This is a genomic window from Bacteroidota bacterium (assembly GCA_016714535.1).
GTDB lineage: Bacteria > Bacteroidota > Bacteroidia > AKYH767-A > OLB10 > JADKFV01.
On the sequence record JADKDR010000012.1, the window covers coordinates 122,451 to 141,489 of the forward strand.

Below are 19,039 nucleotides of genomic sequence, written 5' to 3' on the forward strand. Positions count from 1 at the left end.
CTGCACAAGTCATCTGCCTATAGGCTTTGTTAAAAGAGTCGCTCAGTAGAGCGCTTGTTTGCATAAACTATAAAAGCTACATTTTAAATTACAACGAACAGTCAATTTTCAATTCTACCTTTTTGGGTTTCGTGTATTCGAATTCTCAACTAAGTAATTTTGTAATTAAAAAAGCTTTTAGCAACTTTGAACAACCTTCTATCTATGTAAATATAAAACAACGGCTACACAAAAAAACAACCCCTTGCATGGAATTACCTTGCAATCAATCGTTGAACATTTACACAAACAATATGGCTGGGAGAAACTTGGTGAACTCATCAACATCAATTGTTTTAAGGAAAACCCTAGTGTAAAATCGAGTTTGACTTTTTTGCGCAAAACAGAATGGGCTAGAAAAAAAGTAGAAAACTTATACCTGAAATCATTAAAAAGTAAATGAGTTTATGTTTCCATTGGATGACTTACATGCCTTCTGGTCATCCTCTGCTCCTACAAGAGATTTGCAAGTTGAGAAACATTGAATTTGAACCTCACCCCCGGCCTCTCTCCTTTAGGAGAGGGGAGAATAGAATGTATGTGCCTTTCTATTTGGGAGAAGTTGTTTGTAAATGCAAGTGGAACGGGAGTGGAATTAGGAATTACAAATGGGTAGGTAACTTGGATACATAATGCTGTGGTTGGGCAAGTGGGTTGTGCGTGGTGCTTTTGGAAACGGCAAATGCTATGTTGAGTTGGAAGTTTACTAAAGAGTAGTTGGGAGAGCTTTGACATTTCAAAGTAACTGCATCAAATTGGCTCTAAGGACACCCTTAGATGTTTCAAACCCGGCAGAGCAAAGGCAAGCCTCTTAAGGGGTTTGGGGTGTATTTGTGTTGAAATGCGCTCTATGTTGTACATTTAGAAATACAATAAAAATGCTGAGTTAGAAATTTGAATAGGAAAAAATGACATACCTAATTCTTTTTAAGATAGTTTCGTTATTGCCGCAAGTTTGGATACTGCGGCATTGGGTTCAACTATTTTATATTCTCCAATTAATGGATTAACATTCTAATGAAACCCACATAAAATTTGCCAGCAATTTTCGGATAAATGTTGAACGTATAAGGACTTTAAATCCTCATAAAAAAGAAAAGCCGATGATTGTTCACCGGCTTTATGCTCCCCCTCCTGGACTCGAACCAGGGACCCCATGATTAACAGTCATGTGCTCTAACCAGCTGAGCTAAGGAGGAATTTTTCTTTTCCTTTTCGGATAAATCGCACTTGATGCGCTTTACCCGAATTGATTCCTTGGTCTCAAACCTATTCCAACAACAGTTGGAATATAGAACACGTGTAATCACGTATTTCCTTTAAAGGGAGCGCAAAAGTAGAATTTTTATATAAATTCAAAAAAAATATTGATTTTTTTATAAAAAATCTGCAGGCTATCACACAGCGTATCCCATTTCCTGCATGATTCTATTAAAAGGTGCTTGCAATAAGGGATTAAGGGCTATCGGACTTTTTGAGGGTGCAGGGCTTAAGGTTCTGTGGGCATACCCCATCAATCGGTTGTCGTTTGGCAAGTTGCAAAACTTAACGATTCTGGCAATTGTTTCTTCCGGCTTGGAGGTAAGGTCTTCGTAGCTGATGCCAATTATTTGTTTCGGATATTTCTTACAAACATCCATTCCGTATTTCATACTTATAATCCACTCTACTATCGACTTGTCAACCTCGTTTTCAAACGCACTTATCTGCTTGCTGTGCTGCCCCAGTTCATCGTCAATAGCTATTACCTGATCGCAAAGCAACTTCCATTTGCGGTTATTTACTCCCCACCAATTATGGGTTTCGTCTTTCACCTGCTCACCGTGTATGGTGCTCCATCCCGCACTTGATATGGCGGTATCCCATCCATTTCGATATAAAAAGATGGCCTTAAAATCGGGGAATATACTTTTTAAAAAAGGGATTCTGAAAACCAATTCGGGATATTTGTCGAGTACGCGCTTCGAAAAAACTGTTGACAAGTAATATCCAAAAATGTGATGCATCTTTTTTATGGAGGAAGCATCAGAATCCTTTTCAGTCATAATATACTTGGCATCGCCACGCGAGTAACTTCCTATTAAATCCTCATTTGGAAAAACAGAATGCCAAAGTGCTTTGGGCTCATTCAGGAAAGCAATATCACGATGCATACTCATCACAATTCCAAGTATTGTAGTGCCACTGCGGCCGGTACCTAAAATAAAAATGGGTTGCTCTACCTTTTTCGTTATCAATCCCATTTTGGCTAAACGCATATTTGCAAATACCAATGGATTCATCCATTGGCCTTTGGTGGTTACCGGACGGCCTTCTACAAACGCATAGGACCACAAACGCGAAAACAACTTTGTTGGCCGTGTACGTATATAGTCACCGTTAATCTGAGCAATCATGGGTTTAGTTTTGCAACCATCCCGGCAATTTAGTTATGCCGTTTTTGGTTAGTATGTCTGCTAACTGCTTATTGTAAGGTTTGTAATGTTCGCGCAATTTATTTTTTACAATCGTTTCAGAATCATCTGCCGAAACTTTTTTATTACCGCGATTGATAGAATAATAAGTATCGCGCAATTTCTTTTTAAGCTGTGGATTGTTGCGCCAAAAACGTTGTAAGCCAAAATTCAGTTTTACGGCAACGGTATGTATCAGCTTATTCTTGTATTTGCCCGATTTGTTTTTTACATCAAAATTATATGTATCGTAAAAGGAAGCGTCTATTCCTAGCCAGGTTGAGAGTTCTTTCATAAACTTACGAGGTTCGCGTAAGTCATCGAAAAAAGAAACGCGAAGATTGGAGCCAAATGCTTGGTACCACTCGTTGAGGTGCTTACTGTAATGTCCAAAAACTACTCCCGTGTACATATGATTTTTTTCCTCCACCAACTGTGCATCCGAATATGAATTGCATTGGGCAATATACTTTTCGAGAGAGATATCTTCAGGCAAAAAAAGCATTTCTTTTTTTCGTTGAAAAAAAGAATACAACCGGTCAGCAGGTTCGCGCAACATTACTAGTATTTTAGGATTGTTGCACTTGTCTTTTATTTCGGTAGCCGTTGCATTACCACCGTAAAAATATCCCGGAGAAGCTTCCATTATTATCTTCTCGTTTTTATAGTCTGGCCATTGCAAAGCATACTCGCTTAGTGGACGAGCATTGGTTTTATACTTGGTATAAATAAAAAAATTGGTCTCTTTATCCTGGGAGCATATCACTTCCGGATGATCGCTCAACCAAAAAATAAGGAGGTTGTTCCTGCCTTATGTACGCCTGCTATTATAAAATTTGGTAGCACTTATTTTATTTGTTGTGGTAGTTACTTGGTATCAATATCAGATTTTGTATCCTTTCATTTGCCTTTCCCTTTTAAAGGCTACAAACTTCCCTTTTTATACTTTCTGCTTTCTCTTTTCTATTACTCCATTGTAAATCTCCATCAATCGCTTATAAAAAACAGTATCATTAAATTTAGCATCTACTAATTCTTTTGCGCGCAATCCCATCTTAACAGTACCTTCTTTATTTTCCCACATTTTTTGCATTAGCTCTGCCAGTTTTTTATAATCATAATTAGGGAATACATAACCTGTTTCGCCCGGTATAATATTCTCGGGAGTTCCACCGGTATCGCTTCCCAGCAAGGCTTTGCCTAATGCAAATGTTTCAGTTATTACGTATGAAAAATTCTCGTGCCAAACCGAAGGCAATATTACAAATCGGGATTTACGAATCTGATCTTTTGCCAAATCGCCCCACATGCTTCCAGCAAACTCAACATTTGTCAACTGCAACTGAGTTGCTAGTTTTTTTAATTCTTCTTCGTAAGGGCCCTTGCCAACAATTTTTATTTTTACTTCGGGTGCAAGTTGTGCAGCCTTTAGCAATATATCAATTCCCTTTTCATCGCTAAGCCTTCCCATAAAGAGTGCATAATCATCTGCCTCGGGGTGGGCCTGATAAGTAGGGGCATGAAACGGTTTTCCTAAAAATTGCAAGTCATACTTTTTGTTACCCCAAAATGATCGGGTAGCATTCATCATAAACTCGCTTTCGAATAAAAAGGCATCAATATTTTTACGATAAATATCCATCCACTCATGCACATACGATTCGATGGTTGATGCTACACTAAATGCAAACGAGTGCTTACAACAATTATTTACCAATGGCTTCCATAGCTTACCTCCTTTGCAGTCCATACAAATTTTGCCATGATGATACAGGCGATAATTGGTGCAAATGTGTTTGTAATCGTTGCACGACATTACTACGGGCACTCCCTCTTCGCGACAAGCATCGAGTAAACTTGGAGATAGCACAATGTAGAGCGAAAAGCAATGTACCATATCCGGTTTAAAATCGCGAAGTAATTTTTTGAAAGCTGCTTTGTTCTTTTTGTTGTAAATTAAATCGGGCAAATTAGTAATACGGCTAAGCATTGAACCTTTGAGGTAATTAGCCGGCTCACCATAGACAACATCGTCTCGCACTTCTTTTTCATCAATTCCGCCTTCGCAATTATAATTAGTGGTAAACACTTTTACATCGTTGCCTTGTTGTCGCAAGAGGCGTTCCACATCATGAAAATACATTTCAGCACCGCTAAGTGTGCGCCAGAATTTATGTACTAATAATATCTTCATGCGGTAACTACTGTTTTTTGTTGTTCAGCAAGTTCATCTAGTTCAAGTTCCATCATAGCTGTTTCCTTTATAGTTCGATATTCGCTTGCAACTATGCCTGCAAGCATCCAAAAATACATGGCAAACATACGAAATGCGAAAGTTCTGATAACGGCAGTATACGGAATGGCCAAAATAAGGATGGTAATAAATGCAAGTGCCAGATATTTGGCATAGGTATTTGGTGTATTTTTAAAAACATACATACCCATTCGAAACAATCGATATAGAATGAAAAGAAAAATTCCAACGCCAATTATGCCATAGCAGGTTATCATCCCAATCCAATAAACATCATTAATGATCATATAATTAGCAAAGGAGTGGCATTGTCTAAATCTTTTGCACGAGCTTATATAAGGAGTTGTCTACATCGGGGCCATAGCCGATAAGATTGAGACTTTTAATTAGAGCAGGCAAGGCATTTGCAATCACATAACCCCGCGATGTTTCAAAAGATTTTTCGGCAAGGCTCGATGAAAATATTTGTGTAAAATTTTCGATGGGCGAAGTTTCCTTTAAACGCGGATTATAATAAGTGCTGCTTTTATTACTTGGCACTACTGCCACTACTGCCAAGGTAATGATAATAATTAAAGCACCGGTAATGGCAATTGGAAACAGGCGCTTAAGCTCGCGCGCTGCAATAAAAGTAATGAAGATAGAGAGCAAAGCAAATAAGGTAGAGATGCGTGAGTAGGACATAAATATTCCTACCAGAATTAATCCAAAGGCAATCAGATTGAACATGCGCTTATACAATGTAATACGCGAGTAATGCAAAAACAGGGGAACAACAACTGCCAGGCAAATAAGCAGGTAATTGGCCAATTGCACTGCATCGCATATCGTTCCAACGCCTGATCCTTTTTCATAGGTTTTATTATTCTCTGCTAGCAACTTATAATTGGTAACCTTGCCTGCAATTTCTACTGTGGTGGCGCGAGGCAAAAAGAATTTATCGATTCCGGCAAAATGCTGATACAAGGCAATTGCGCCTTGCATGCAACCAATGACGACAAACATGGTTATCACCTTTCGATGAAATCGCTCATCTAAATTTATATTGGTAAGTATATAGAACAAGACCACAAATCGCCACAAATCGCGCCAACCCACCAACGCGGGCCCTATGGGCACGCGGTTTACAATGATGGATAAGATACTTACCGCAAAAAATAACACAAGTGGAATATCAATGGGAGTGCGCGTTAGCAATTTGCCAAACACCATGTTGCGCAAAATCAGGAAGAAGAAAATGCCATAAATGGAAAACTCTACACCAAAGCGCGCAAAGCCATAAACTTTTTCGGGTAAAGGCAAAAACTTGAGCACAAGTAAATCGAATGGTGCAAACACCATCAACAATAAAATAATTGTGCTGAATTTAAACTTCACGTGTTATACCCTTGTTATTTTTGTGTTGAGATTTTTTAATTCCTCCTGATCAGTTTTATAATATTCGTTAAGCTTTTGAAGTAATGCTGCTTCTATATTTACATCACCCCATTCGCTTGTGGCCATTTGCATTACCGCACTATCCATGGGCTTGGCCACACTCTTAATAGGTTTACTTATAAAACCCGGCAACGCTTTTACCAACTTCCGTATGCCTCTGCGAAAGGTGCGGTATTTGTCAAATTGCCCTGCATTTTTTGCATTAACTGATTTATTGAGAACTTTAAAATCATAATTGTTATAAAAACTTGCATCTATATTCAACCACCTACTAACTTGCTCCATAAAGTGCTTTGGATTTTCCGATACTACCTAATAATTGCCAATCAATAATTGTTCAGGCTACAATGTATGCGCATATTTTTTAAGATAAAACGCATATCGTCCTTGCTCCATGGCACGCAAATGCTGCGGAGTTATGGCATCAGGCTGCATAACCTGCATATTCACATACTGCTCAAAAGTGGTTTGGCTATCAAACAAATTTCGTTGTGCGGCAAACTTGTACCACGACACCAAGCGGTCCACCGGATGGCGTAACACAAAAATTATTTTCACTCCACTTATCGCTGAATTAATAATGGAAGCAGTTGTATCGCCATACATATAGTCGGGAGTAGCTTCAAGGAGTATGGTTTCGTTCTTCTCACATTTGAAGATTGATTGAAAACTGCTGATACCATTACTATAATGATATCCTGTTGAAGGCATGGGATAAGTATTGTCCCAAAAAAAACGGCTTTCCTTAACAACCGAACCACATACCATAGGGTGGTCGGCTAACCAGGCAAATACCGAAGTGGTGGCGCACTTGGTGCTACCAGCTATAATGCAGTATGAGTAATTGTGCGAAGCCATTTTTATAGAGCGCAAAAGTAATTTTATACTAATGCCTTTCAATACATCGCAGGGGAAATTTGTACAAAGAAATTGTTAATAGCAATGCCATTAAGGTAACTATGTATGCTGCCTGTTTCGGTTTTAAAAGTTAAAAACCGACTTTACCAAGTCGTGCTGTTCGTTCTCATGAGCTTTATGCGATCCCGTAGCCGGGCTTGCACTTTCGGGCCGACATATATAGTGTATGTTGTATGCTCGCAATTGCCTCATGAGGAAGGTACATGCACCCATGTTTTCAGGCTCTTCCTGCACCCATACCAGGCGGGTGGCTTTATCATACTTTTTCAAAACAGCATTAAATGCTGCTTGAGGAAAAGGATAAAGTTGCTCTATCCTAACAATCGCGGTATGTGCGTTTCGTGAGGGCAATAAGTCGTAATAAATTTTGCCACTGCAAAATACCACTTGTTCTACATTGGCAGCCTTAGCATCTGCATCATCTATCAATGCCTGAAACTTTCCTTTTGTAAAATCGCTTGCAACTGAAACGCATTGCGGATGCCGCAGTAAGCTCTTGGGGGTTAATACCACCAGGGGCTTTCTGAAATTACGCTTCAACTGTCTGCGTAAGGCATGGAAAAAATTGGCTGGCGAAGTGCAATTTACTATTTGCATATTATTTTCGGCACAAAGGCTTAGCCATCTTTCTAAACGTGCGCTGCTATGCTCTGCTCCCTGTCCTTCGTAACCATGCGGCAACAACATGACCAGCCCATTCATTCTGCGCCATTTATCTTCGGCACTACTTAGGTATTGGTCAATAATTATTTGTGCCCCATTCATAAAATCTCCAAACTGTGCTTCCCAAATAATCAATGAGTTTGGCGAACTAAAAGCATATCCATACTCGAAACCCAACACACCATACTCGCTCAATAAGGAATTGTAAATGGAAAATTTTGCTTGCGATGGGTTAATATTATTTAATGGAATGTACTCCTCTTCGCTATCTTCTACACGCACCACTGCATGGCGGTGACTAAAAGTACCCCGCTGCACATCCTGCCCCGACAGGCGCACAGGAAAACCTTCGTTAAGCAAGGTTGCATATGCCATCAACTCTCCCATAGCCCAATCTATCTTATCGTTAACAAGCATTTGCTTTCTGTCATCAAATAAGCGGGTTATTTTATTAAAGAATTTCTTATCTGCTGACAAGGCGGTTATTTTTTCAAAAATAGTATTGAAGCTTTTAAGATCAACAGCGGTATCAGGTTCCTGGAATAAATCGCTATCCGTAGCAACTCGCAATCCGCTCCATGAACCATCTAAAACCTCCGTGATTTTTGTTTTTTGATTTTGCTTTGCTTTGTCCAAGTCTTGCTGCAAAAGCGCCTTAAATTCCTTTTCCATTTCCTTGGCAAGGCTGGCCTCTACTGCACCTGATTGCAATAATTTCTGATTATATATTTCGCGTGGATTAGGATGTACAGCAATGGCTTTATAAAGTAATGGTTGCGTAAAACGTGGCTCATCGCCCTCATTATGTCCATACTTTCGGTAGCCAAGTATATCAACAAATACATCGCGATGATACTTTTGACGATATTCAATTGCTAATTTGATGGTATATACGAGTGCCTCCACATCATCGCCATTTACGTGAAACACAGGACTCTTGGTAACCTTGGCTACATCGGTACAATAGGTACTTGAGCGTGCATCCAGGTAATTGGTGGTAAAACCAATTTGATTGTTAACTATCAAATGAATGGTGCCTCCGGTGCGATAACCATCGAGCATACTCATTTGTATTACTTCGTAAACAATACCCTGCGCTGCAATTGCTGCATCGCCATGTATAAGAATAGCGGCTATATCATCTTCTTTGCCATTTTGATTATCAATTTTACTGCGCACTATTCCTTGTACCACCGGATCAACTGCTTCGAGATGTGATGGATTTGGCGCAAGGCTTAAATGCACTGTATGACCATTAGTAGTTTCTACATCGGTACTATATCCTAAGTGATATTTTACATCGCCATCAAATCCGGTTAGTTCAAATTCCTTTCCTTCAAATTCAGTAAAAATCTGCTCACGGGTTTTTTGCAAAATATTGCTCAACACATTTAGGCGGCCCCGGTGCGCCATGCCTATCACAAATTCCTTTATTCCCAGATCGGCTCCATAATCAACCACCACATCCAGAGCAGGAATTAGCGTTTCGCAACCCTCGAGCGAGAATCTTTTTTGCCCAACAAATTTGGTGTGCAAAAAATTCTCAAAGGCAACTGCCTCATTTAGTTTTTGTAAAATTCTGCGCTTCACATCAATGGAAAAGTTTTCTTCGTTGCGACAACGTTCCATTCGTTCTTCAAACCATTTTACTACATCAGGGTTTGGAATATATTTAAACTCTGCACCCACACTGCGGCAATAGGTTGCTTGCAAATGAGCCACTATATCTGACAACTTTGCCGGGCCAAGTCCAATTTCGTTACCTGCCTGAAAGGTTTGTTGCAAATCATCTTTTGTTAAACCAAAGTTTTCAACGTCTAATGTAGGTGTATACTTTCTGCGCTCACGAACAGGGTTGGTATGGGTAAACAAATGTCCGCGCATGCGATAACCGTTAATCAGGTTGATTACATTAAACTCCTTTTGGAGTTGAATTGAATTTTCGCCAATAGCAGTAAATCCCTGTGTGGGGGCTTGTTTTAAACTAAGTTGCGATAAATCGGTTTGTGCAAATTCGAAACCTTCGAAAAACTTCCTCCAACCCAATTCGACCAATTCAGGATTGGCTAAATATTGTTTATATATATCTTCAATAGCCCTTAACTCACCATTGCTTAAATACGATTTGCTTTCTACTTGTGCCATTATTGTGCTTTTTTTTGCAGGTGCAAAGATAGGGAATGCAGCCTTGAATAAAAAACAAAAGAGCGAACCAATTGGTTCGCTCCCTTTATAACTTTTTAAATTTAAAATTAAACGCTACTGTTTAATAAATCGTGCATAGCTGTTGGCTCCATTTTGTGTAACTACCACTATATATGTTCCACTGTTGAATGTTGAAATATCAATGGATTCATTTGTAAGTGATGTTTCACGGTGCATCATTTGGCGACCTTGCATATCATATATAGCAACCGTAGCCAGCTCAAACGAAGGATTATTAATAAAAAGCACATCCTTAGCCGGATTAGGATAAACGGAAATTTCATTTGTGGTAATATCGCTTGTAAACTCGTCTGTCTCGCGTGCTCCGGTTTTAAAGGTGAAGCGTGCATAGCTTTGTTGCGACAAACCATTAACTACGGAGAATGAGCCTCCTGCTTTAATGGAGCTGTCTGGAAATTCCATATATGAAAGAGCAAAAACGGTATTGTCAAAAATTGGTTTAAACGTACTAACGGCTCCTGTGCTTGAGTTGATGGCGGCAAAGCGCCCAACTGTAATGCTGTTAGCTAAAGTAAAATTGCCACCACAATAGATGCTAGTTCCACGTTGAGCAAGGGAATAACAAGTGCTATTTAAACCGGGATTCCATGTTGTTAAGCTGCCATTGTTTTTGTTGATGGCGCATAAATAGTTTCGTGCACTACCACCTACTAACGTAAACTGGCCTCCTGCAATAATCGAATTTCCATTGACAAGTAATGTATAAACATAGCTATTAGCATCGGGGTTCCAGCTTTTTAACGCACCATTGGCAAGACTAAATGCTGCAAGGCGGTTGCGTGCGGTGGCATTGCTGGTTGTAAACCACCCACCAACATAAATCAACGAATCGGCTATCGTAATTGCATTCACCTGATTATTAAATGCAGGGTTAAAAGCATTTAGAGCAGATGTATTTGCATTGTAAGAGCACATGTATCCGCGGCTATTTCCGTTAGCTGTTGTAAATGTCCCTCCCAGGTAAACGGTAGTTCCATTCAAAGCAATGGAATAAACTGTGCTATTCAATTGAGGGTTAAATGTTCGCAAGGTGCCATTATTAGTATTAAGAGCGGCAGCATAAGGGCGGCTCAAGCCTTCGATGGTTGAAAATGATCCTCCAAGATATAGCGCTGTTCCACTCAGGGCAAGCGCATACACTGTGCTGTTTATTGCAGGGTTAAAATTAGAGCGCAAAACCCCTGTCGATTTAGTATAGCTAAACAAATTGGTACGAGTAGTATAGTTACACATGGTGAATGCACCTTGGAGCCAGAAATTGTTTTCAAAATAAAGTACTTTAATAGCACTACTATTTAAAGATGGCGCCCATGTCTGCAAAGCAGCATTGCTAACTGCCAAAGCAGCCACGCGATTACGCTCAGTAGAATTAACGGTTGTAAAATTGCCTGTGAAGTATACATTGTTATTTATTACTGCCACTGAGCTAACTATGTTATTTAAAGTAGCCGTCCATGTGGTTGCACCACCAGTGGTATTGTTTAATACCGCTATATATGTTCTGCTTTGCCCGCCAATAGTTGTAAAGGAGCCTCCAACATAAAGTTTAGAGTTAGAATATTTAATATCATTTACACTGCCGTTAACCGCTCCGGCATTCCATGTTTTTGTGATAAGTGTAGTTGATTTTATAGCCGCAATATTCTTGCGGAACGTATTATTTACAAGTGTAAATACACCACCTGCACATATGGAAGTGCCAAATGAAGCCAAACTATACACAGCACCATTATACTCAGGTGCCCATGCGTTTAATGTTCCTGCACCGGTTGTTGACAATGCAGCCGCATAGTTGCGTGCTGTGCCGCCAACCAAAGTGAAATCACCTCCCAGGTAAATCAGATTGTTCGAAAAATTAATAGCCTTTACTTGTCCGTTACACGTTGGATTCCAGTTTTGTGTAGCAGCTGTATTTGTGCTTGATGCTGCTGCATAACTTCTTGTCAAATTGTTAACCGAAGTAAAACTTCCTCCATAATAGATATTATTACCCGAAACAACGGCATCATATACAAAGCCGCCATTGGCTATAAGCGGGTTCCAGGTAGTTAGCGCTCGTGATGATTTTTGCACCTTGCAAAGCCCATTTTGATAGACAACTTTAGCAATATTGAAAGAACCTCCAATAACCACTGCATTACCATTTACTCCAAAAGCACGCACTGTGTTGTTTAAATCGGGGGCCCAGCTTTGCAGGGTTCCTGCTCCGGCAGCGCTATACGAAGCACAAAAATAACGAGTGGAGCCGTTGCAGATAGTAAATTCACCTCCCAGGTATACATTTGTTCCAACTGCGATTGCAAGTACAGTAGAGTTCAATTGTGGCGCCCATGATAGGATATTTCCATTGCCAGTATTAAAAGCTGCTGCATAGGTGCGCGGGCTAGCTGCAATGTTTGTAAAACTGCCACCAACATATAAAGTGGTACCTGATAAGAACAAGGAATAGATAAAACTGTTTGGCGTAGGATTCCAAGTTGTAGCATTATTATTTGCAACATTTAATGCCGCAAGGTATGTGCGTGGCTGTCCGCCTATGGCCGAAAAGGTGCCGCCTGCATAAACTACTGCACCATTTAATGCTAAGGAATATACAATACCATTAGCATTAGGATCCCAACTTTGCAATGCGCCATTGCTTAACGCAACCGATGCTACCCGATTTCGTGCTGTAGTACCTACTGAGGTAAATGCTCCACCTATTAACAGATTAGATCCGCTTATTACCATTGTATAGACTATATAGCCCGGCTGTGCCGCAAAAGCACCAACTAAAGCTCCATTGTTTTTATTAACCGCAGCAAGATAATTTTTTGCCACCCCATCAATTGTGTTGAATAAGCCTCCAACATAAAGATTATTGCCATTTAGCGCTAGTGAGTACACATAACTATTCGGGTTTGGATCGAACGTTAAATCAATCGATTTATCTGCCTTAATACGTACAAGGTTGGTTAAGCCCTGTGGCGTAGTAAAATTACCGCCTACATACCAACCACCAGCGCCATCGCTTATGGTTACATTTATAATTCCATTTACTCCGCTAAACGATGGATCGGCTGAAGCATTTGCTGTGGTAACACTTGCAATTCCGGGAGCCGAAACGCCTATATTAGAAAAATCACCGTATGGGTAGATATTTAGTGAATCCTGCGCTATGCCTCGTCCTGTTGAATTATAACCAAATGTTTTTGATACCGCACCTGTAGTACCATGGATAGTTGCAGCATACGATACAGCAAGATTACCCATTTGTGTAAAAGAGCCTGTGGCAACCACTACAGAGTCCATTGCAGTTAAACCATAAACAACATTATTTGCCTTGGGGTCCCATACCTGAACTACTCCGGTATTTTTATTTAGCGATGCAATATACCTGCGTGTTTGCCCTCCAATACTTGTAAATGCTCCGCCTACATACAACTTGGTGCCCACCAAGGCTAACGCTTCAACCGTAGAGTTTGGATTTGGTTTAAAACCTGCATCCAAAACTTTTGCAGCAGTTATATGCACTAAATGATTTGCACCAAAAGTACCCGTATTAAAAAAACCTCCCACATACCAGCCTCCTGCACCATCGCTAATCACTGCATTTACCTGACCATTAACCCCAGGAAAACCTTGGGCTGTTGTTCCAGATACATTGTTTACTTCTGACACATAATTAGCAGGATTACCAAATGAATTGAACGCACCACCAATATATAGGTCTTTGCCTAGACTATCGTGTTCTAATGTATAAACACTGCCATCAAAAGATGGCGTTCGCACTGTATTTCCATTACTAAGCAGGCAAGCTGCTAAACGTCCCTGATTTAAACCATCCACAGCAGTAAATTCGCCTCCATAAAATAAAGTATCTCCCTTTGTCTCAAAATCATATACAAGATTGTTAAGCTGATGATCGGTAGAGAAAATAGCACCTGTGTTTTTATTAATGGCCGCCAGATAAGGTCTGCTTACCCCAGATATAAAGGTAAAACCTCCGCCTACATAAAGTCGGTTTCCAGCCAACTTTAATGCATAAACGGTGGTATTTGGATTGGGCGTAAACGTATTTACAACTGCTTTTGTTGAGTTAACACGTATCAGATTTGATTTACCAGTGCGGCTTTCAGTAAAATTACCACCTATATAATAGCCTCCTGCACCATCTGATTCGATGGCATATATATATCCATTGATATTTAAGTTTAGCGAGTCAAGTTGCAATGAGGCCGATGCATTATAGGATGCATTGTTTCGAACTCTTACTCCAACCTGGCTGAAACTCCCACCAACATATACATTGGTACTATCTTCAGCTATGGCATATACGGTGCCATTGGTACTAATTCCGGGGTATACTTGTTTCTGTCCATTGACAGCTAAAAGGCCGCCAATTAAAAATGCGCATGATAAAATTAATCTTCTCATTAGTTTATTTATTAAAATTTAAAATATTAGTCAGGTAATGTGAATTGCAAAGGTATAACACAAAGCCCTGAATACCCATCCTAGTTAATAAACGGTAGCTAATTATTTTTAAATGGTAAATTAACTTGAAGGGGAATTGATACCTAAAGGGAGAATATATCAGGCCAATTATTTATGGATTAAATTACTAAGAAATATATGGAAAAAAATATTTTGATAATGCCATTTCAAATTTATTACATTTGCCCCCTTAATTAAAAAACCTTTTAAAAAAATGGCAGACATTGAATCACGAGTAAAATCGATAATTGTAGATAAACTAAGTGTAGAAGAAAGTGAAATTACAACCGAATCAAGTTTTACAAATGACCTTGGCGCAGATTCGTTAGATACCGTTGAATTAATTATGGAGTTCGAAAAGGAGTTTAACATTGCTATTCCTGATGATCAGGCCGAAAAAATACAAACGGTAGGGCAAGCAATAGACTACATAAAGGCAAATGCAAAATAACTACCCCGTTATTCTGATTGCTTAAGCAACTTATCAAATAAATTTAGTAGTAAAGACAATGGAATTAAAAAGAGTTGTCGTAACGGGCCTTGGGTCGCTTACGCCATTAGGTAATTCAACAGCTGCTTATTGGCAGAATTTACTTAATGGGGTAAGTGGATCGGCTCCAATTACTAAATTTGATGCAAGTAAATTTAAAACGCAATTTGCCTGTGAAGTAAAAGACTTCGATCCCACTGAGTTTATTGATAAAAAAGAGGTCCGCAGAATGGATGCTTTTTCGCATTATGCAATTGCTGTAAGCGAAGAAGCTGTAATAGATGCCGGCCTAAAAGACAATACTGAGTTAGATGTTGACCGCATAGGAGTAATATGGGGCAGCGGAATTGGAGGATTACGCACTTTTCAGGATGAAGTTACAGCCTTTGCCAAAGGCGATGGTACACCTCGTTTCAATCCATTCTTTATTCCAAAAATGATTGCTGATATAGCTTGTGGCCATATCAGTATGCGTTATGGTTACCGAGGCCCAAACTATACAACAGTATCGGCATGTGCAAGCAGCACCAATGCATTAATAGACGCTTTTAACTTAATCCGTCTTGACAAGGCCGACATAATTCTTACCGGAGGCAGCGAAGCGGCTGTAAACGAAGCCGGAGTTGGTGGCTTTAATGCTTGCATGGCACTTAGTGTACGAAACGATAGTCCACAAACTGCTTCGCGCCCATTTGACAAAGACCGCGATGGATTTGTACTTGGCGAGGGTGCCGGTTGTGTGGTTGTTGAAGAATTGGAACATGCCCTAAAACGTGGTGCTAAAATATATTGTGAACTTGTTGGAGGTGGATTAAGCGCTGATGCGCATCATATAACCGCCCCTCATCCCGAAGGGCTTGGCGCCATGAATGTGATGAAAAATGCACTTCGCGATGCACAATTAAAACCAACTGATATTGATTACATAAATGTTCACGGCACCTCTACTCCACTTGGTGATATTGCCGAAACAAAAGCTATACAAAAGGTTTTTGGCGATCATGCCTATATCCTGAATATAAGCAGTACCAAGTCGATGACAGGTCACCTGTTGGGAGCTGCTGGTGTTATTGAAGGCATTGCAACCATTTTGGCTATTCAAAATGATATCGTACCACCAACTATCAATCATTTTACCGATGACCCTGAACTTGACTCTAAATTAAATTTTACATTTAATGCATCGCAAAAGCGCACCGTGCGCGCTGCGCTAAGCAACACTTTTGGTTTTGGCGGTCACAATGCCAGCATCATTTTCAAGAAGTACAATTAAAAAATCTTTTACAAGTTTCTAACACTTGCAATTTATTTGCAGTGAACATTTGGTTATCTTTGAATCTTCAAATTGACAACTAAATGAAAATAAAACCGGCTTATTTACTGCTGCTATTAATTTTTTCTCATCCTCTTTTTTCACAAAACACTTTCTTTAAAAGCACCAATGTGCCTGTTTCACATTTTGGAACATCTATTTCTTTTCCATGGACCGGTGGTTATGACCATCCTGCTTTTTTTAATATCGATTTAAATAATGACGGCATCCTTGATTTATTTTCATGGGATAGAAACAATCAAGGCCACCCCGGACGCATCACTACGTTTATCAACAACGGTACTGCCAATACATTCGATTACGAATACGCTCCTGAATATGCTGTGTATTTTCCAAAAGTGCTCGATTGGTGTGTGTTGTATGACTATAACTGCGATAATAAAATTGACTTGCTGTCCAACTCATCGCAAGGAGTGCGAGCCTATAAAAATATTTCGCAACCGGGACAGCATGTAGCGTTTCAGCTTGATTATCCCTATATACCGGCCGATGTTACAAGTAATGTTTTTGTTTTGCGCACCGATCACCCGGCCTTGGCCGATTTTGATAATGATGGTGATATGGACATTATCGCTGCTTATATTCTTGGTGGCTTTTATGTGCACTACAAAAATTTTGGAATAGAAGTACTCAATCGATGCGACACACTTCTATATTATACTCAGGCTAACTGTTTCGGTAATGCTTATTTAAGTGCGTTTAACAATTCGGCCTTATTAAATGTAGGCTGCAAACCTCAACCTCCACTTATTATTACTCAGGAAATGATAGACACCCTTGGTGAGCGACATGCCGGTGGTTGCCCAATGGCTTATGATTTTGATAAAAATGGAATGTATGATATTTTCCATGGTGATGTGCTGGCCTCTACAAACCTAATGCTCTATAATGGCGGCACTCCCGGAAATGATTTGTTTACATGGCAAGATTCTGTTTTTCCGGTTTACGATTCCAAGCCTATTGACATTTATAATTTTCCGGGTGCCTATTTTATTGATATAGATAATGATGGTCAGCGTGAATGTATAGTAGCCTGCTGCGATAAAGTTGATACCGGAGAAAACTACAACAGTGTATGGATGTATGAAAACACACCTAATGGCAATGTCGATTCTTTTCATTTTGTGAGCGATGCGTTTTTGGTTTCAGAAACCATTGACCTTGGCAGCGGGGCTTGCCCCCGTTTCTTTGATGCGGATGCAGATGGGTTGATGGATATTATTATAAGCAACATGGGAAAATTTATCCTCTCTCCCGATTCTCAAAATTTTCCTCAGTTTGCCTTCTATAAAAACATAGGCACAGCAACCGCACCTGCTTTCGATTTACAAACTATGGACTATGCAGGAATGAATCAATATGGCTGGCGAAATATTAAACATTGTTTTGGCGATATGGATGGCGATAGCGATATGGACATGCTCGTTGGCACGACTAATGGTAAATTTCAATATTTTGAAAACACAGCGCCACAAGGCAATCCTGCAAGTTTCGTTTTAACGCAGAACAATTACTTTGGTCTTGATGTAGGAAAAAATGCAGCACCCTACCTATATGATTTTGATAATGATGGGCGACTAGATATTGTTGCGGGTAATGAGTTAGGCACGCTCACTTATTATCAAAATTCAGGAACACAAACAGCACCAAACTTTTCATCGATAGCTGTAAATTTTGGAAATGTAAATGTTACTCCACCATTTAGTATTGCTGGCAATGCCGTACCGTTTGTCTTTAATGATAGTGGAACGAAATTATTGGTAGGTAATGAATATGGTGTCATCTACTATTACGATAATATCGACAATAACCTCAATGGTAACTTTGCTTTATTGGATAGCACATTTCAGGATATTTACGAACCTGTGCGCGCATGTCCGGATGGTGCCGATATCAATGGCGATACTTACCCCGACCTGGTAGTAGGCAACTATGCTGGTGGACTAGGTTTATATATTCAGAGCAGTCAGGGAAACAATGAATTACCGGGTGATGAATGTTTTCTCGAAATATTTCCAAATCCTGCAACAGATTACATTGCATGCAATGTTCGTAGCTGCAATTTTAATGATGGCGTTACCTTGCAACTTTATGATATAAGAGGTGCATTGGTGGCGCAAAAGAATATAACATCCAGCTATACTTACTTTAATATTGATGAATTTGCCAATGGCTTATACCTGCTAAAGTTAAACACCCGCGAGGGAAAACAGCATGGAATAAAATTCCAAATTATGCGTTAAATGATAACTATCAGATTGCCAAATAGAGTTCTATACTCGATATTTGCAGCTATGTTAAACCAATAAAAAATAACTTCAATGAAAAAAACTTTTTTAAAAACGCTCACATTCATCTTGTTAACTATGACCGTATACAATGCTTGTAAGCCAAAGGAAGACTGTGAAGCCGGAGGTGATGGAGCGTTAACCTTGATGGTAAAACTTCAACATCATGGTGTTACCATTTACAATCAGCCAACTTATAAGGACACCGTTTATTTTGTATTTAATACACAGGAAGCACCCGCTTTAAATTCTAATTTAATTCCTGTGCGCTACGATAAAATGATAGTAGGCACCGGCACCGAAGACCATGTGCATGTAACAAACATGAAATGTGGCAATTATTATATTTATGCTGCCGGGCTTGATACCGCAGGTCCATATCGTGTTACCGGAGGCATTCCATTCAGTACCGAGGAAACAACTGGAGAAATTTCGGTGATAGTACCTGTAACCGAATAACCA

General features: G+C 39.7%; 14 protein-coding genes and 1 tRNA gene. 5 read left to right on the forward strand and 10 right to left on the reverse strand.

Annotation, left to right across the window (positions count from 1 at the left end; translation table 11 throughout):
• Positions 1–244: 244 nt before the first annotated feature.
• Positions 245–442 (forward strand): DUF2132 domain-containing protein, encoded by a 198-nt coding sequence (locus IPO27_15240; GenBank protein MBK8847816.1) that lies wholly within the window; start codon positions 245–247, stop codon positions 440–442.
• Positions 443–1,164: 722 nt separating this feature from the next.
• On the opposite strand, the gene IPO27_15245 is transcribed toward IPO27_15240, so the two are convergent.
• From IPO27_15245 to IPO27_15290, 10 genes are all read right to left on the reverse strand, one after another.
• A tRNA-Asn gene (locus IPO27_15245) sits at positions 1,165–1,238 on the reverse strand.
• A gap of 198 nt (positions 1,239–1,436) precedes the next feature.
• Entirely contained in the window at positions 1,437–2,375 is a 939-nt protein-coding gene (locus IPO27_15250) for a sulfotransferase (GenBank protein ID MBK8847817.1), read from the reverse strand.
• A 64-nt stretch (positions 2,376–2,439) separates the two neighbouring features.
• Entirely contained in the window at positions 2,440–3,276 is an 837-nt protein-coding gene (locus tag IPO27_15255) for a sulfotransferase domain-containing protein (protein MBK8847818.1), read from the reverse strand.
• A 156-nt stretch (positions 3,277–3,432) separates the two neighbouring features.
• Positions 3,433–4,686, reverse strand: coding sequence for a glycosyltransferase family 4 protein (locus IPO27_15260; GenBank protein MBK8847819.1), 1,254 nt, complete (start codon positions 4,684–4,686; stop codon positions 3,433–3,435).
• On the reverse strand, positions 4,683–5,033 hold the full coding sequence (locus IPO27_15265) for a hypothetical protein (GenBank protein MBK8847820.1): 351 nt from the start codon (positions 5,031–5,033) through the stop codon (positions 4,683–4,685). Before IPO27_15265 ends, IPO27_15260 begins: the two co-directional genes overlap by 4 nt.
• A gap of 25 nt (positions 5,034–5,058) precedes the next feature.
• Entirely contained in the window at positions 5,059–6,123 is a 1,065-nt protein-coding gene (locus tag IPO27_15270; protein MBK8847821.1) for an O-antigen ligase family protein, read from the reverse strand.
• Positions 6,124–6,126: 3 nt separating this feature from the next.
• Complete coding sequence (locus IPO27_15275; protein MBK8847822.1) at positions 6,127–6,468, reverse strand: hypothetical protein; 342 nt, start codon at positions 6,466–6,468, stop codon at positions 6,127–6,129.
• A 57-nt stretch (positions 6,469–6,525) separates the two neighbouring features.
• Entirely contained in the window at positions 6,526–7,041 is a 516-nt protein-coding gene (locus IPO27_15280) for a sulfotransferase domain-containing protein (GenBank protein ID MBK8847823.1), read from the reverse strand.
• 123 nt (positions 7,042–7,164) lie between these two features.
• The gene (locus IPO27_15285; protein ID MBK8847824.1) at positions 7,165–9,909 is read right to left on the reverse strand and encodes a 2-oxoglutarate dehydrogenase E1 component; all 2,745 of its coding nucleotides are present in this window, start codon (positions 9,907–9,909) and stop codon (positions 7,165–7,167) included.
• A 114-nt stretch (positions 9,910–10,023) separates the two neighbouring features.
• Positions 10,024–14,406 carry a T9SS type A sorting domain-containing protein gene (locus IPO27_15290; protein MBK8847825.1) on the reverse strand — a complete coding sequence of 1,461 codons (4,383 nt, stop codon included), beginning with the start codon at positions 14,404–14,406 and terminating at the stop codon, positions 10,024–10,026.
• 274 nt (positions 14,407–14,680) lie between these two features.
• On the opposite strand from IPO27_15290, the gene IPO27_15295 reads away from it, so the two are divergent.
• The 4 genes from IPO27_15295 (at position 14,681) to IPO27_15310 (ending at position 19,036) form a co-directional block, all read left to right on the forward strand.
• Positions 14,681–14,917 (forward strand): acyl carrier protein, encoded by a 237-nt coding sequence (locus IPO27_15295; GenBank protein ID MBK8847826.1) that lies wholly within the window; start codon positions 14,681–14,683, stop codon positions 14,915–14,917.
• Positions 14,918–14,975: 58 nt separating this feature from the next.
• Positions 14,976–16,229: a beta-ketoacyl-ACP synthase II gene (gene fabF / locus IPO27_15300; GenBank protein ID MBK8847827.1), complete on the forward strand. Its 1,254-nt coding sequence runs from the start codon at positions 14,976–14,978 to the stop codon at positions 16,227–16,229.
• An 83-nt stretch (positions 16,230–16,312) separates the two neighbouring features.
• Positions 16,313–18,532 carry a T9SS type A sorting domain-containing protein gene (locus IPO27_15305; GenBank protein ID MBK8847828.1) on the forward strand — a complete coding sequence of 740 codons (2,220 nt, stop codon included), beginning with the start codon at positions 16,313–16,315 and terminating at the stop codon, positions 18,530–18,532.
• A 78-nt stretch (positions 18,533–18,610) separates the two neighbouring features.
• On the forward strand, positions 18,611–19,036 hold the full coding sequence (locus tag IPO27_15310) for a hypothetical protein (GenBank protein MBK8847829.1): 426 nt from the start codon (positions 18,611–18,613) through the stop codon (positions 19,034–19,036).
• Positions 19,037–19,039 lie beyond the last annotated feature (3 nt).